Source organism: Bradyrhizobium sp. DOA9, assembly GCF_000617845.2.
Classification (GTDB): Bacteria; Pseudomonadota; Alphaproteobacteria; order Rhizobiales; family Xanthobacteraceae; genus Bradyrhizobium.
In genome coordinates this window covers 3851525-3865400 of sequence record NZ_DF820425.1, presented here as the reverse complement: position 1 = coordinate 3865400, position 13876 = coordinate 3851525, and the positions used below count along the sequence as shown (strand labels likewise).

The 13876-nt window shown below is 65.3% G+C and carries 12 protein-coding genes; 7 read left to right on the top strand and 5 right to left on the bottom strand.

Going from position 1 to position 13876, the window contains the following annotated elements; genetic code table 11:
* Positions 1–3: 3 nt before the first annotated feature.
* Together BDOA9_RS17905 and BDOA9_RS17900 are read left to right on the top strand one after the other, a co-directional pair.
* Entirely contained in the window at positions 4–1974 is a 1971-nt protein-coding gene (locus BDOA9_RS17905) for a 4Fe-4S binding protein (RefSeq protein ID WP_025035335.1), read from the top strand.
* 53 nt (positions 1975–2027) lie between these two features.
* Complete coding sequence (locus BDOA9_RS17900; RefSeq protein ID WP_244521488.1) at positions 2028–2327, top strand: hypothetical protein; 300 nt, start codon at positions 2028–2030, stop codon at positions 2325–2327.
* Positions 2328–2334: 7 nt separating this feature from the next.
* Here the strand turns inward: BDOA9_RS17900 and BDOA9_RS17895 are convergent, their stop codons facing one another.
* Together BDOA9_RS17895 and BDOA9_RS37985 are read right to left on the bottom strand one after the other, a co-directional pair.
* On the bottom strand, positions 2335–3624 hold the full coding sequence (locus BDOA9_RS17895) for a c-type cytochrome (RefSeq protein WP_025035333.1): 1290 nt from the start codon (positions 3622–3624) through the stop codon (positions 2335–2337).
* A 74-nt stretch (positions 3625–3698) separates the two neighbouring features.
* A complete protein-coding gene (locus tag BDOA9_RS37985; protein WP_152033342.1) occupies positions 3699–3959 on the bottom strand; it encodes a hypothetical protein in 261 nt (86 codons plus the stop codon).
* 183 nt (positions 3960–4142) lie between these two features.
* On the opposite strand from BDOA9_RS37985, the gene BDOA9_RS39900 reads away from it, so the two are divergent.
* Together BDOA9_RS39900 and BDOA9_RS17890 are read left to right on the top strand one after the other, a co-directional pair.
* Positions 4143–4265, top strand: coding sequence for a hypothetical protein (locus tag BDOA9_RS39900; protein WP_256375397.1), 123 nt, complete (start codon positions 4143–4145; stop codon positions 4263–4265).
* 176 nt (positions 4266–4441) lie between these two features.
* A complete protein-coding gene (locus tag BDOA9_RS17890; RefSeq protein ID WP_025035332.1) occupies positions 4442–5578 on the top strand; it encodes a GNAT family N-acetyltransferase in 1137 nt (378 codons plus the stop codon).
* Positions 5579–5597: 19 nt separating this feature from the next.
* Here the strand turns inward: BDOA9_RS17890 and BDOA9_RS17885 are convergent, their stop codons facing one another.
* On the bottom strand, positions 5598–6815 hold the full coding sequence (locus BDOA9_RS17885) for an FAD-dependent oxidoreductase (protein WP_025035331.1): 1218 nt from the start codon (positions 6813–6815) through the stop codon (positions 5598–5600).
* A gap of 408 nt (positions 6816–7223) precedes the next feature.
* Here BDOA9_RS17885 and BDOA9_RS17880 point away from each other — a divergent pair, with 408 nt between their 5' ends.
* The 3 genes from BDOA9_RS17880 to BDOA9_RS17870 all read left to right on the top strand — a co-directional run bounded on the left by BDOA9_RS17880 (position 7224) and on the right by BDOA9_RS17870 (position 11517).
* Positions 7224–8570, top strand: coding sequence for a lipopolysaccharide biosynthesis protein (locus BDOA9_RS17880; protein WP_025035330.1), 1347 nt, complete (start codon positions 7224–7226; stop codon positions 8568–8570).
* A 206-nt stretch (positions 8571–8776) separates the two neighbouring features.
* The gene (locus tag BDOA9_RS17875) at positions 8777–9952 is read left to right on the top strand and encodes a glycosyltransferase family 4 protein (protein WP_025035329.1); all 1176 of its coding nucleotides are present in this window, start codon (positions 8777–8779) and stop codon (positions 9950–9952) included.
* Positions 9953–9981: 29 nt separating this feature from the next.
* Positions 9982–11517 carry a glucosamine inositolphosphorylceramide transferase family protein gene (locus BDOA9_RS17870; protein WP_025035328.1) on the top strand — a complete coding sequence of 512 codons (1536 nt, stop codon included), beginning with the start codon at positions 9982–9984 and terminating at the stop codon, positions 11515–11517.
* Here the strand turns inward: BDOA9_RS17870 and BDOA9_RS17865 are convergent.
* Together BDOA9_RS17865 and BDOA9_RS17860 are read right to left on the bottom strand one after the other, a co-directional pair.
* Positions 11514–13196 carry an FAD-dependent oxidoreductase gene (locus tag BDOA9_RS17865; RefSeq protein WP_192859578.1) on the bottom strand — a complete coding sequence of 561 codons (1683 nt, stop codon included), beginning with the start codon at positions 13194–13196 and terminating at the stop codon, positions 11514–11516. The genes BDOA9_RS17870 and BDOA9_RS17865 overlap by 4 nt on opposite strands.
* An 80-nt stretch (positions 13197–13276) precedes the next feature.
* On the bottom strand, positions 13277–13744 hold the full coding sequence (locus BDOA9_RS17860; RefSeq protein ID WP_025035326.1) for a MarR family winged helix-turn-helix transcriptional regulator: 468 nt from the start codon (positions 13742–13744) through the stop codon (positions 13277–13279).
* Between the last annotated feature and the right edge of the window lie 132 nt (positions 13745–13876).

The following is a 13876-nucleotide window of genomic DNA, read 5'->3' as shown; positions in this document are numbered from 1 at the left end:
ACGATGCCCCTCGACGTGGCTGCGATCCGGCGCGGATGCCCGAGCAGCGAGGTCAGGAGCTTTCGCCACCTCTGCGGGGCGGAGCTCGATCATTTCCGCAAGATGGCCGCGACGGAGGGCGTGTTGACGGTCGCCTGCACGCAGCAGGCCGCGCAGTTTTCGGACGAGGCCGGCGAGCGGCGTGAGGCGATCAGCTTCGTCAATATCCGCGAAACGGCCGGCTGGTCCCGCGACGGCGCGCGAGCGGGTCCAAAAATGGCCGCCCTGCTCGCATCCGCCGCTATCCCGGCCCCGGACTATCCGCTCGTCACCTTGTCGAGCGAGGGCGTCATCCTGATCTACGGACGCGATGAGGCCGCGATCGAGGCCGGCCGCCTGCTTGCCGATCACCTCGACGTCACGGTGATGCTGAAGCAGCTCGACGACACGGTGCCGCCGGCGGCAACATTGTTCCCGATCGTGAAGGGCACGATCCGCTCCGCGAAGGGACATCTCGGCGCGTTCGAGCTTGCAATCGACGATTATGCGCCTCCCCGCCCCTCCTCGCGCGATCGCTTCGTGCTCGACCCGCCGCGAAGCGGGGTGACCTCGCGCTGCGATATCGTGCTCGATCTTTCCGGCGGCCCGCCGCTGTTTCCTGCTCATGACCTGCGCGACGGCTATCTCCGCGCCGATGCGAAAGATCCCGCCGCGGTGCTGCGCGCCGTGCTGGCCGCGCGCGATCTCGTCGGCAGCTTCGACAAGCCCAGATATGTCGAGGTCGCGCCCTCGCTTTGCGCCCATTCGCGCTCGAAGCGCACGGGCTGCCATCGCTGTCTCGATCTTTGCCCGACCGGGGCGATCACGCCGGTCGGCGACCACGTCGCAATCGATCCGAACATCTGCGCGGGCTGCGGCCAATGCGCGGCGGCCTGCCCGACCGGCGCGGTCTCCTACACGCTGCCGCCCGCCGATACGCAGCTCCAGCGACTTCGCGCCATGCTGCTCGCCTATCGCGAGGCCGGCGGCGCAAATGCGGTGCTGCTCTTTCATGACAGCCCGCACGGTACGCCGCTGATCGACGCCCTCGCGCGGCATGGCGATGGCCTGCCGGCGAACGTGCTTCCCTTTGCCGTCAACGAGCTCACGCAGGTGGGGCTGGAGGCCATCGTCGGCGCCTTCGCCTACGGCGTCTCCGCCGTGCGCTTCCTGCTCCGTGGCAAGCCGCGCCACGACGTAACAGGATTGACGCAGACGATCGCGATGAGCGAGGCGATCCTCGGCGGCCTTGGATTTGCGGGCCGTCGCCTCGCCAGCATCGAGACCGATGATCCTGACGCGCTCGGCCAGCATTTGACTGATATCGGCGCGCTCACTGCTGTCGCGACGCCGGCAACCTTCAAGACCGTCGGCAAGCGGCGCGATCTCTTGCGGTTCGCCCTGGGCGAGTTGCACCGGCTGGCGCCGCAGCCGGTCGACGTCATCGCGCTGCCGCAAGGTGCGCCGATCGGCGCCATCAGCGTCGACACCGAGGGCTGCACGCTGTGCCTCTCCTGCGTCTCGGCCTGCCCGACCGGCGCGCTGCGCGACGACCCCGAGCGACCGGTGCTGAAATTCATCGAGGACGCCTGCGTGCAGTGCGGCCTTTGCCAGAGCACCTGTCCGGAAAAGGTCATCAGCCTCAAGCCGCAGATCGATTTCCGCGCCGCGCGCGCGCCCGCCGCTGTGATCAAGGAAGAGGAGCCCGCACTCTGCGTCCGCTGCGGCACGCCCTTCGGCGTCAAAAGCACGATCGACCGCATTGCGGCCAAGCTCGAAGGCCGGCACTGGATGTACCCGGCCGGCGACAAGCGGATCGAGGCGCTCAGGATGTGCGCAGACTGCCGCGTCGTGGTCATGAGCGAACAGCAATTCGATCCGTTCAAGGGCGTTCCGGAACGCACGCCGCCGCGAACGACGGATGATTATCTCCGCGAACGCAACGGCAAGGACTAAGCAAGGCGAACAGGCATCTTCTAAAGGGGTCGGAAAACCAGGGAAGCATCACCATGTCTCGTTTGATCACAGCTCTGTCGACGTCCATGATCTTCTTCGCCGTCGCCGGCGGAGCGGCCGAAGCTGCCGCGCCTCCTATGACCAAGGCGCAGAAAACGGCGGTGAAGCAGGCGATCGTCGCCTGCAAGGCCGAAGCCAAGGGCAAGAAGATCGCGTGGCTGTCGCGCCGGAAATACGTCAACCATTGCGTGGCGGAAGCGCTCAAGGAGCACCCCACGATCGACGTCATTCAGATCCTCAAGGAGCATCCCGAAATGAGGGATTTCCCGATGGATAATTGGGACTCGATCTGAGCGAATTTCAGCGCGAGGTCGCGCGGCCCAGAAACTCGGTGAGCGCGCGCCGGTCCTCGGCCGAGCCGATGCGCTGCTCCGGCATCTTCGTGCCGGGGGTGTAGGCATTCGGCCCGATCTCGAACAATCTTGCGACGGTTTCCGGCGTCCAGACGATGTCCATCGCCTTCAGCGCATCGGAGAAGCGATATCCCGGCAGCGAGGCGATCTTGCGGCCGTAGAGTCCCGCAAGTGTGGGACCCGCACGCTGCACCTCCTTGTCCGAGAGCGTGTGGCAGGCAACGCACGCCCGAAACACGTCGGCGCCATGATCGCCGGCGTAGGCCGCAAGCGGATCGGCCGGTGTGCCGATCAGGCTTGAACCGATGGGATTGCCGGTGCGCGCATTCCAGCGCCTGATCCTGCCGTCCGCACCACCCGTCATCAGTGTCTCGCGATCGGCAAGGAAGGCGACCGCCCACACCGGCAGCCCGGGACCAACCAGGCTGCGCAGCAGGATGCGCGACTTGCGCTCGATGATCGCCACGGAGCCGCCGATCCCGGCCGCAGCGATCAGCGCACCGTCCGCCGACATGGCCAAGGCCACCACCGGTGTCGGACTGGCCTCGACCTCGCCGCTGACCTTGCCGTCCGGTGTCAGCATGCGCAGCCTGCCATCGACGGCGCCTGTGACGATCTCGCCGTCCGGCGCGACAGTCACCGCGTTCAGCGGCGCCGGCAACGTCACGATGTCGGGCTGTCCATCCGGCAGACGCCAGATGCGCAGTGCAAGATCGTAGCCGACACTGACGAGCCGGCCGTCGGGGAGGAAAGCGACGCCGTTGACGTTCTGCGTATGCCCTTCGAGCACGCGGGAGGTGCCGTCCGACAGCGACCAGAGCCGCACCGTCCGGTCCCATGACGCCGATGCGAGAAGCGTCCCATTGGGCGACACCGCAAGCGCCGCGATGGGTGCGACATGTCCCTCCAGCACCCGGTCCGGCTCCGGCCGGCCCGCCTCCCACACCGCAATGCGCGCATCGGCGCCGGCCGTGATCATGCGGCCGTCCTTGAGAAAGACGACGGCATTGACGCCATCGGCATGATACCGCAGCACTTGCTCGGCGGTATCCGTCCTGAGCGACCAGCGGATGACGGCCGTATCGAAGCTGCCGGACAGAAGGCTGTCGCCATCAGGCGAAATGGCGAGAGACCGTATTGGGCCGCCGTGTCCGACCATGTCGGCCTGCACCGACGACGCGGCAAGGATGGTCCACAGCACCGCGGCCACCTTGGTGCACAGAGATGATCTGTTCATTCCTGGCCGCCTGCTGACATCCACCCTCTCGAGATTGCCAGAACAGGCAATGGAAATGAATATCCTGAAACGGTCTACTTGGCCGGGGCGGTCGTGGTCTTGGACGACCCCTCCGGCGCAGCCTGCATTCCAGGCGGACTCTGGCCCTGGGGGCTCTCGGGCGGCGCACCACCCGAGCCGGTGTTGATCGGGCCCGTCCAACCTTGCGGCTGGAGTTGGCCCTTGTCTTCGGGAGGCGTTTGCGTCGCCGGCGAGTTGGTTTGGGCGGGCTGGGCCAGGGCACCCTCGACAAGACAAAGTGCCGCGAAGCACAGGATCGTTCTCGGAAATTTCACGCAAGACCTCCGATGCGCTGACTGGGCTTGCAGAAAACTTGCAAGGCCTGCATCCGTTCCGGATCGTGCAGCGCAAACAGCCGGTTCGCGGGATGCTCCGCTTGAACGGCGATCGCCGCGTCGCGCTTGCTCGCCGCAAGCCCTGTCGTATAGATGGCTTGGTCCTATCGAGGGAGGCTGAGGATGAAGGCTTTTTTGCTTGGCTGCGTCGCGGCCGTTGTGATCGCGCTTGCCGGGATGGCGATCCTCAATCGCATGCAGGAGCCCGCCGCGCAGGCGTTTGCTACCACCGGGGTGCGACTCTGAGAGACCCGCACTCGCGCTGGAGCCCGACCATTTGGCAATATGTTAACCATACGAGCATGGTTGAACGCATTGGCGCAAATCGCGCGGTGCTGGTGTCCGACCTGTAACGCCCTTTGCTATAAGCGCAGTTACGGTTCGAGCGACGCTCGCGAATGCCCCGGTTTTCCTGATTGCTCATGAACAAGCCCAGCAACACGTTCGACATCGCCGTCGAGAAGTCGTTCGACTTTCTGTCTCCGGAATATGCGGAGCTGTTCGATCGCTCGGCTGCCACCGCGTTCCAGCATCCGGTCTGGCTGCATAGCCTCTACACCAGGCTCGTGCCTGAAACGGGTGCAACAGCTCTGGTCGTCGTGGTGCGTTACCGCAACACCGGTGTACTTGCGATGGTGCTGCCCCTGCTCCGGATCCGGCGCGGTCCGATACGAACCGTCGAGTTCGCCGACCTCCGCGTTTCCGACTATCTGGCGCCGGTTTGCAGCCCGGACGTGTTCGCACAATTGCTCCGCGATGCGGCCGCATGCGCGCAGATTCGCCGCCTTGTCCGCCCCTTTGATCTGCTCCGGATGGCCAAGCTGCCCGACGGACGGCTTCCCATCGAAGACCTGCTGGCGACGTCCCGCCGCGTCTCGATGAACACCAATGCCTACGCCACGGTTCTGGTCGCACCGTACGAGCAATGGCGGGCCAGCGCGTTGGATCGCTCCTACCAGAAGGAGCTCGCCAAGAAATACCGTCAGCTCCAGAAGAAGGGGGCGCTGAGCTTCGCATGCTGCGGCGACAGCGCCGGCGTGCTCGAGGCGATGGACGTGATGAGGAAGTTTCGCGGCCCACGCTTTCATGCACAGGGCGACGGAGACCTGCTGCAGCGCCCCGAATATTACGGCTTCTATTCCGACGTCTCCGTTCGGGGCCTCGGCTCCTTCGTCCGCCTCTATGCCATGAAGATGGACGGCGAAGTGATCGCCACCGTGCTCGGATTGTGCCACCGCGGCAGCTTCCTCATCATCATGAGCGCCTTCGACATCGACGGCTACAAGAGCCAGTCGATCGGCGCGCTGATGTTCGAACAGGTGGCGCGGGATTGTATCGAGCGCGGAGACCAGATGCTCGACTTCACCATCGGCGACGAGCCCTACAAGAAATCGTTCGGGGCACAGCCTTCGCCGGTGTGGGAGGTGACGCAGGTCGGCAGCGCCATAGGCGCCATCGCCCTGTTCGGGCTGAAGCAGGCGCCCTGGCTCAAGCTGGCGGCCAAGCGGCTCTCGGATCTCAAGGTTCAGCCCGCCCACACGCCGAGGCCGACGCGCTGACCTGCCGGCGTCGCAGAGCTCAGGCGCGCAACGCGCCGCGGACCCGCCCAAGCCAGCCCGGATGCATCTGATCGACGCGGTGTGCAAGACTGCGCCGCAGGAAGTGCAACCGTCGCCGCACGTCCCAGCCGATATCGTTGCGCGAGGTCAGCGCCTGGCGGAAGCGTGCCATCTTCAGCGACTGCTGATCCGCCGCGATCTTGTCGCGGTCGGCATAGAACTGCGAGATCTTGTCCAGGTCCATGCCTGCGGTCATGAGCCATTGCGGCACATATTCGGTGCAAAGACGGTCGACGTCCACCAGAAGACGGGCGACACCCGTTCCGGCCGCGGGACAATTGGTCTGGAACGCATCGCCGATGAGCACGATTCCGGGCTGGAGATGCCCCTCGACGACGGTCAGGTCCATCACCCAGTTCTGCACCCGGTCGGTCACACGGAAATCGCCGAGATAGCTCCGCAATCCCGGCAGCAGGCGCAAGATTGTCGCCTCCGGCTCGCGGCGCAACTCGCGCATGATCGGATCGGTCGGATCGCGAAACATGAAGAGATTGGCACGCATTCCGGCGCGGACGGGAAACAGGCTGAGATAGTCGATGCCATCCGCCGTGCGTTCGCCGTAACAGGTCAGCGCCTCGAAATCGAACGGATTGCCGTCCTTGCGAGCGATCGTGAAGCCGAACGAAACCGAATGGCGCTCGGCCAGAACACGCCGCCTGATGCCGAGCTTGTAGCCCAGGGCCCCCGCCATGCCCGTGGCCAGAACGACGAGGCGCGCCGTCACGCGCCGTCCGGAGGCCAGCTCGAGATGCTGGACGTCGTCGCTGTTGTCGATCGCCGTGACCTCGTCGACGATCAGGCTGGTGGGATCGGGAATCTGGCGACGCGCCATGGCGACGAGATCGGCATAGGGAAATCCGTAAGCCCGGCCGACACTGACATCGACCACCTTGCCCTCACGGATGTTGAGCACTTGATCATATCGGCAAGCGACTTCTTCGAGCGCGTCGAGAAAGCCGAGCTTGCGGAGCAATTCCAGCTGATGGCCGCTGATCTTTTCGACCCGGAACTCGTCCGGATGGACCGCCCGCTTGTCGACGAGAGCGACGCGATGGCCGGCCCGCGCCAGCACGGCCGCCGCGAGCGATCCCGCAAGGCCGCCGCCGACGATGGCGACGTCCGCGTCGATGGTTGCGCCTTCGCCTCCCTCGACGGGCTCGGTCGCGGTTCTCGTCATGGCTCGGGCTCCCACGGTTAACGACGTCTGCAGTGCAATTCCCTCGCCTGATGTCGCATCGCAGGGCCCGGTGCGAACATTTCCTGAGATCGAGGTTAATGACCGGACGCCCGGAGCGCGCCGCCTCGCCGCGGCACGCGTCTTGCTGCCGCGAATCCATTCTGCACGCGAGCGCCAGATCTTGTCTTCTCAGTCATCGATGCTGCGCTATGCCGTCCGTCGCGCGAGCTGGAACTCGCAGAGCTCGGACAATGGAGACAGCAATGTTCCAGAACGAAGCAAGCGATATCGCCGCGACCGCCGAAATCCTCCACTCGTCCATTAACACTCGCGGTTTCTCGACATGCTAGGTTCTCGCCGGTATCGGAACATGTCTCGTCCGGGGAGCGCAGCCCCTTTAACCCTTCCATGATCGCATCCATTCTCCAGTTCATGCGGCGCGACGTCACGCGCGGTGTTGCCGGGACCATCCTGCTCAAGGTCGGCAGCGGCGTGCTCGCGTTCGCATTGTTCTCGCTGGCGGCGCGGACGATGTCGCCTGACGGCTTCGGCAACTTTGCGACCTGGCTTTCGGTCGCGCAGATCGCGGCCGTCGTGGGGCTGGTCGGCCAGGAATCCCTGCTGGTGCGGTTCCTGAACGAATATCAAGTCGGCCAAAGGCCGGACCTTACCAAAGGCGTCCTGCAATCGAGCTTGAAGATCGCCTCGGTCGCAATGCTGATCGTGATCGGCGTCATCGCGATCGTCGCGAGCATGAGAGGCGACTGGTGGGTGCTGATCCTTGCGGTGTCGGCCTACACGGCCGTCAATGCCGGATTGATGCTCGGCAGCCAGATCGCGCGCTCGCTGGTCAGCATTCTCATGGGCGAAGGAAACCGCGAGTTCCTCTGGCGGGCCATCGTCGTCCTGTTCCTGCTCGTCATGCTGCTCGCCCATCGCCAACTCGATCCGGCCGAGCTGTTCGCGGCGATAACGATCGCGATGTCGGTTGGACTGATTGCGCAAATCGTATCCGTCGCGCGCGTGCTGCCGGATCTGCGCAATACGCCGGCTCGTTCCGAGACGTCACGCTGGCGATCGAGTGCCCTGCACTTCTGGCTCGCATCGATCCTCGAAGTCGCCAACCAGTATCTCGACGTCATTCTGGTGTACTGGATGCTGGACCCGACGACCGCGGGAATCTACTTTGCCGCCTCGCGCCTCGCCAACATTTTCGCCATGGTGTCCGCAGCACTTTACACGTTCGGGGCGCGCCGGCTCCCATCGCTGTATTTCAGCAAGAACCACAGGGAGTTCGAGCGGACCTCGCGCTTGATGGCGGAAGTGACTGCGCTCTGCGTCATCGCCGGTCTCGCCACGATCTGGATCGGCGGCCCCTATCTCCTCAACCTGTTCGGACCTCATTTCGCCGAGCAGCATTCGGTCCTGATCGTGCTCGCAATCGGAACCGCCATCCAGGCGGCGGGCGGCCCGTCTGCTGCGATCCTGCAGCTGACCGGCCATGAACGAATCTATGTGCCGGTGATCGCCGCCAACGTCGCGCTGCGGCTCGTCGGATTTCTCGTCCTGATTCCCTTCCTCGGCGTGCTTGGCGCGGCTATTTCGACGACCGTGTCGCTCGCGCTCGCGACCATCGCGCTGAACGTCCTCTGCCGCCGGCGAAGCGGGGTGGATCCCTCCATTCTCGTGCTCTTGCGCTTTCCTGCGTCGAGGCGCGGCAATTATGCCGTCCGCAGCGCGGACTCGCGCGACTAGGTGTCGTCACGTGCCGCTGGGGTCAACGCACAGGACCGATTGGTTAACGCGCCAGCCGGGAACCAGCGGAAATGCTGCGCGAACGACGCCCTCGCCATGGCGCCGCATTAACTCCGTTTGTTGCTAGCCGGTGTCCGCGAGATGCCTGCATGTTAGGTACGGAGTTAAGAAGGTGAACATTTCCTTTCTTTAGCGGGTCGGGATCCGTGCTCCATTTTCAGCCGAACAAGGACTTGGGCGAGACAAGCGCGACGGCACCTGCGCGGCCGAACGGCAAGGTGCGAAAACTTCACGTGCTTCTTGCGCAAACCCAGGCCGAGAACGCCGGTGCACAGGAAATCTCCCGGCTGCTCGGCGCCGGGCTGACCGCGCGCGGCTACCGGGTCACCAACCTGTTCTTCTTCCGCAAATCGGACTCCTTCGACGAGCCGCCGGAGACGCTCTACTGCGCGCCGAGCCGGCCGGGCAATCCGCTGGCGCTGCTGCGGATGCTGTGGACGCTCGGCCACCACATCAGGGCCACGAGGCCCGACGCCGTCCTGACCTTCCAGCATTTCGGCAACGTCATCGGCGCCGGCGTCACGCGCCTCGTCAGCCGTGCACCGGTCGTCGCCAATCAGGTTTCATCCGCGCTGGCGATGAGCTGGCCGGTCCGCACCGCCGACATCGCCATGGGCAGCCTCGGCTTCTTCGACTGCATCACGCTCAATTCGCAGGACATGGAGCGCGAATATTCGCGCTACCCGGCGGCCTACCGGTCGCGCATGGTGCATGTACCGCATGGCTTCGACGACAAGGCCCTCACCCTCTCGAAGGAGGCTGCGCGGCAACGATTCAATCTGCCGCCGGACCGCGTCCTGCTCGGCTGCGCAGCACGACTGCATCCGCACAAGCGGCTCGATCTGGCGATAGGTCTGCTGCCGGATCAACCGTCCTGGCATCTTGCGATCGCCGGCCAGGGTGCCGACGAGGCCCGGCTGAGGCAGCTCGCGGACGACTTGAACGTCTCGGACCGTCTACATTTGCTCGGGGAGATCCCTCCCGGCCGGATGGCGGACTTCCTCGCCTGTCTCGACGTGTTCGTCTTTCCGACCCAGGCCGAGACCTTTGGTCTGGCTGCCGTCGAGGCCGCCAACGCCGGCGTTCCCTCCGTCGTCACCGATCTTCCCGTCCTGCGCGAAGTGTTGTCCTACGAAGGCAGACCGACTGCACTCTTCGTCGATGCCTCCGATCATGCCCAGCTCTCCGCGGCCGTCTCGAGGCTGCTGACGGACCAGCAATTGCGTGACGACCTGCGACAAAACGCCAAAGGCCTGCGGCTGCGCTATTCGGTAGATGCCATGGTCGAGGAATACGTCCGAATTCTCGACCGGGTCGTTTGACCTGATGCGCTGGAACAGATTGGCTCGACATGATCATCGAGTTTCGCTGTGAACGTGACTACGCGCGCCGCTGGATGGACCGCAGGACCCTGTCGGTCGACGGCCGGGACGTGCCGGTGCAAATCGCATGGACGGCAACGGCGGAGCCGCGGCCGGCGGGCCTCGATGCCCTGTTCGAGCTCGAGCGCCTGGTGTTGCACAGGGGCAAGCACAGTGACGCCGACAGGTTGACGATCGGCTCCGAACCGGCACGGGGCAGCGTCGGCCCGGACGACGTGATCGTCGATTTTACCAGTGTGCCGCGCGATCCGGCCTGCCCTGCCCGGCTCTATCTCCGGCCGCTGTTCAATGGCGTCGCAGGCGAAAATGCCGCGCTCGCCGCCATCCTCGCCGGCGACCTGCCGGTGATCGAGATCGTCAACGAGATCGACGGCTCAGTCCTCGACCGCGGCCATCCGTCCGGAGAGATTGCCGCGGGCCTCAGCGGTGCGCTCGAAACGGTCATGGCGCGGACCCTGACCATGCTGGCGGCGATCCTGTCGGGAAGGCCGCGCATCGTGCCGCAACTGCCGCTCCCCGCTGCAAGCGTCCCGCGCCGCGGACCCGTTGGCTACGTTGCGCGCGGCCTTGCCGTATCGATCGCCAAGGAGATCTATCGGCTCTGCTGCTATGCCCCGCATTGGCATATCGGATGGCGCTTCAACGAGGGCCCGGGCGTCTGGCAGACCGGAGACCTGTCAGGTCCCGGCTGGAACGTTCTGAGAGATCCTGGAAACCACTTCTACGCCGATCCCGTTCCCGTCTCGTGGCAGGGGCGGACCTTCGCCTTCTTCGAGGATCTCGATCACCGCGTCGGAAAAGGCATCATCTCGGCGATCGAGTTCGGCGACGCTGGGCCGGTCGGCGAAGTGATGCCGGTGCTCGAGGAGCCCTGTCACCTCTCCTATCCGTTCTTGATCGAGGACGATGGCGAGTTGTACATGATCCCGGAGAGTTCGACCCGCGGGGATGTCGTCCTCTATAAATGCGTTCGGTTTCCGGACAAATGGGAGCGATACGCGACGCTCCTTTCCGGCCTCGAACTGGCCGACGTCACGATCACGCGCCACAACGGCCTGTATTATCTGTTTGGCGCCTGGCGCGACGGAACGGGTGGCTTTTCGGATTCGCTCGCGATCTATTACGCCGATCGCATCTTGGGGCCTTGGTCGCCTCATGCCAGCAACCCCGTCCTGATCGACCGCGCCAGCACTCGGCCGGCAGGAAACTTCGTCACGCTCAATGACAAGCTGTGGCGACCGGTCCAGGACTGCAGCGATGGATACGGCGCAGCGCTTGCCCTGGCGGAAGTGGTCGAACTGTCGCCGACGGCGTTCAAGCAGATCGTCCGCCACGCGCTGAAGCCCGGACCGGCATGGCCCGGCAGGAAGCTGCATACCTTGAATCGCTGCGGCCGGCTCGAGCTGATCGACGGATCGCGCGTCCAACCCAAGACCAATCTCTTCGCGAGCGCGATTCCATCGACTGCCTCGCCTGCGCGAACCAATCCCTCCGCCGCGCGCTAGCTGCCGCTTGCCAGCCGCGCGCCTTCGCTGTCACCGCGCCCGAGTGCGCGGCCGAGCACGCGTCCGATGGTTCCGGCCTGCGATGCGTTGCCGCGCCAGGCCACGATCTGGTCGGGACGTATCAGGGCGAGATCCGCCTCGTAGAGATCGCGCAACGATCCGGGCAGCGTGACGAGCTTTACATCGGCCCCGATCGCGCGGACGGTCTCGGCGAAGGACGCATGGGCCGACATCACGTCCCCAAACTGAAGCAGCGTCCATTCGAATCCGAACAGGTCGTACAGCGACATGCCGTCGTCCAGCCACGCATGCGGTGCGCGGCCGCCGGGACAGGCGGTGGGAACGTAGATATTGGCGGCATCCGGCGGCGGCTCTCTGCCGTCGGGGACGATGATCGGCGAGCCGTCGTAGCGTCCGCCGAAGGTGACGCCGGGGATGTTGAACTCCGCACGGGCATGCCGATCGAGATAGGCGCCCGCAATCCGCCGCGCCTCGTGGCCGGCCTCCGTCGCATCCTCGATCTCCGGGGCCGGCGCGAAGAGACCGAGCGAATCGGCAAAGCGCCGCGCATAATCGGTGTTGCGGAGCGCCACGGGGCGCCGCTCGACCTCGTAGCTGTCGAGCAGTGACGCCGGGCTCACGCCCTTGACGACGCTCGCGAGCTTCCAACCGAGATTGACCGCATCCTCGATCGCGGTGTTGTAGCCGAGCCCGCCGGTCGGCGTGAACAGATGCGCCGCGTCGCCGCCGAGGAAGACCCTGCCCCGCTGCATCCCGTTCGCGACCAGTGCGTGGCCGGCGGTCCAGGTCAGGAAGGACAGAACTTCGCAATCGATCGGCGCACCGCAGGCGCGCTGGAACGCGGTTTTGGCCTCGTTGATCGTAATCGCGCTTTCGTCCTCGCCCGGGCGCAACTGCGTGTGGAACGCAAACTCGTCACGGCCATTCACCGAAGCCATGAAGGCGCGGCGGTCGCCGTTGAAGCAATTGTACATCCACGCTTTCGCGTGGGGGACGCGCGCGTAGAAATCGGGCGCGCGGAGATAGACCGCGAGCATGCGGCCGCCCATGAAGTCGCGCTGCGTCCCGGTCTCGCCGCCGTAGACGATCCCGAGCGACTGCCGGACCATCGAGCGCGGCCCGTCCGCCCCGACCAGGACATCGGCGCGGACGCGGAAGCGGCTGCCGTCGTCGAGACATTCGATGTCGCCGACGATACCGTCACTGCTTTCGGTGTAGCCGATCAGCCGGTGACCGTAGTTGATCTTGATGCCTTGCAGCCGTTCGGCATGGCGGCGCAGCACCGCCTCGACATATTTCTGCGAGACCCGATGCGGCAGCTCCGCCGCGCTCCAGGAGCCCGACATGCCCTTGATCAGCTCGCCCGCCCGCGACGCCGACGGCAGCGCGAACCGCGCCAGCTCGTAACCGGTGTAGCGCGTGAAATAGGCGACATCGGTCGGATAGTCCGCGGGCAGACCTTCACGCCTGATCTCGTCCGCGAAACCCAGCCGCCGATAATGCTCCATCGAGCGCGCCTGCGTCGCATTGGCTTGCGGATTGAAGGCCGTGCCGGGCTTTTCGTCGACCAGGATCGCGGACACCCCGCGGCGGCCGAGCTCGTTCGCCAGCATCAGCCCGCAAGGGCCCCCGCCCACGATGAGCACCGCGGCCGTCATACACGTTTCCAAGACGCTTCCCCCCACCAGCAACCATCTTGCATGGTAAGGTCACCTGACCATATCGTCAAGCTACCTGACTATTTGGGATCGTCGAGCGTGTCGAACTCGGTGCCATAGACCGCGAGGCCCTTCAGGATCGCGTCCATCGTGGCCTTGCCGAGCTCGGCGCGCATCTCCCGCTCGGCAATGTCGACGGCATCGCGGAACGCATCGAGCCATTTGCGTCCCCTGGGCGTGAACATGACGATGCGCGCGCGGCGGTCGGTCGGGTCGGCGATGCGATCGACGAGGCCGCGCGCGGCGCATTGATCGACCAGCTCGCCCATCGCCTGCTTGCTCATGGAGGCGCGGCGGGCGAGCTCGGTGAGCCGCGTCCCCTCCACGTCGAGATTGCGCGTGAGGCTGATATGGGCGATGCGCGTCTCGTCGTGGCCCCGCTCGCTCATCAATTCGAGCACACGGCCTTCGAAGCGCCGCACCGCGTTGTTGAGCAGGCGGCCGATATTGGCATGCCGCCACGCCGTGCCTGACGTCCTGGACTTCACCGGATCTGCTTTCCGAATCGACCGATCGAGATCGTGGAAAGCTAGCACAGGCATCGCTGCGTACTACCGGTCAGCGCGCTGGGTATCGGCGGCGGGCGGCGCGATCGAGCGCCGCCCGTCATCTCTCATGGT

Excerpts from the sequence above, each read along its gene's own strand:
- BDOA9_RS17905 (WP_025035335.1), top strand. The coding sequence starts at position 4 with ATGCCCCTCGACGTGGCTGCGATCCGGCGCGGATGCCCGAGCAGCGAG.
- BDOA9_RS17870 (WP_025035328.1), top strand. The coding sequence starts at position 9,982 with ATGATCATCGAGTTTCGCTGTGAACGTGACTACGCGCGCCGCTGGATG.
- BDOA9_RS17900 (WP_244521488.1), top strand. The coding sequence starts at position 2,028 with ATGTCTCGTTTGATCACAGCTCTGTCGACGTCCATGATCTTCTTCGCC.
- BDOA9_RS39900 (WP_256375397.1), top strand. The coding sequence starts at position 4,143 with ATGAAGGCTTTTTTGCTTGGCTGCGTCGCGGCCGTTGTGATCGCGCTT.
- BDOA9_RS17885 (WP_025035331.1), bottom strand. The coding sequence starts at position 6,815 with ATGACGAGAACCGCGACCGAGCCCGTCGAGGGAGGCGAAGGCGCAACC.
- BDOA9_RS17865 (WP_192859578.1), bottom strand. The coding sequence starts at position 13,196 with ATGACGGCCGCGGTGCTCATCGTGGGCGGGGGCCCTTGCGGGCTGATG.
- BDOA9_RS17895 (WP_025035333.1), bottom strand. The coding sequence starts at position 3,624 with ATGAACAGATCATCTCTGTGCACCAAGGTGGCCGCGGTGCTGTGGACC.
- BDOA9_RS17880 (WP_025035330.1), top strand. The coding sequence starts at position 7,224 with ATGATCGCATCCATTCTCCAGTTCATGCGGCGCGACGTCACGCGCGGT.
- BDOA9_RS17890 (WP_025035332.1), top strand. The coding sequence starts at position 4,442 with ATGAACAAGCCCAGCAACACGTTCGACATCGCCGTCGAGAAGTCGTTC.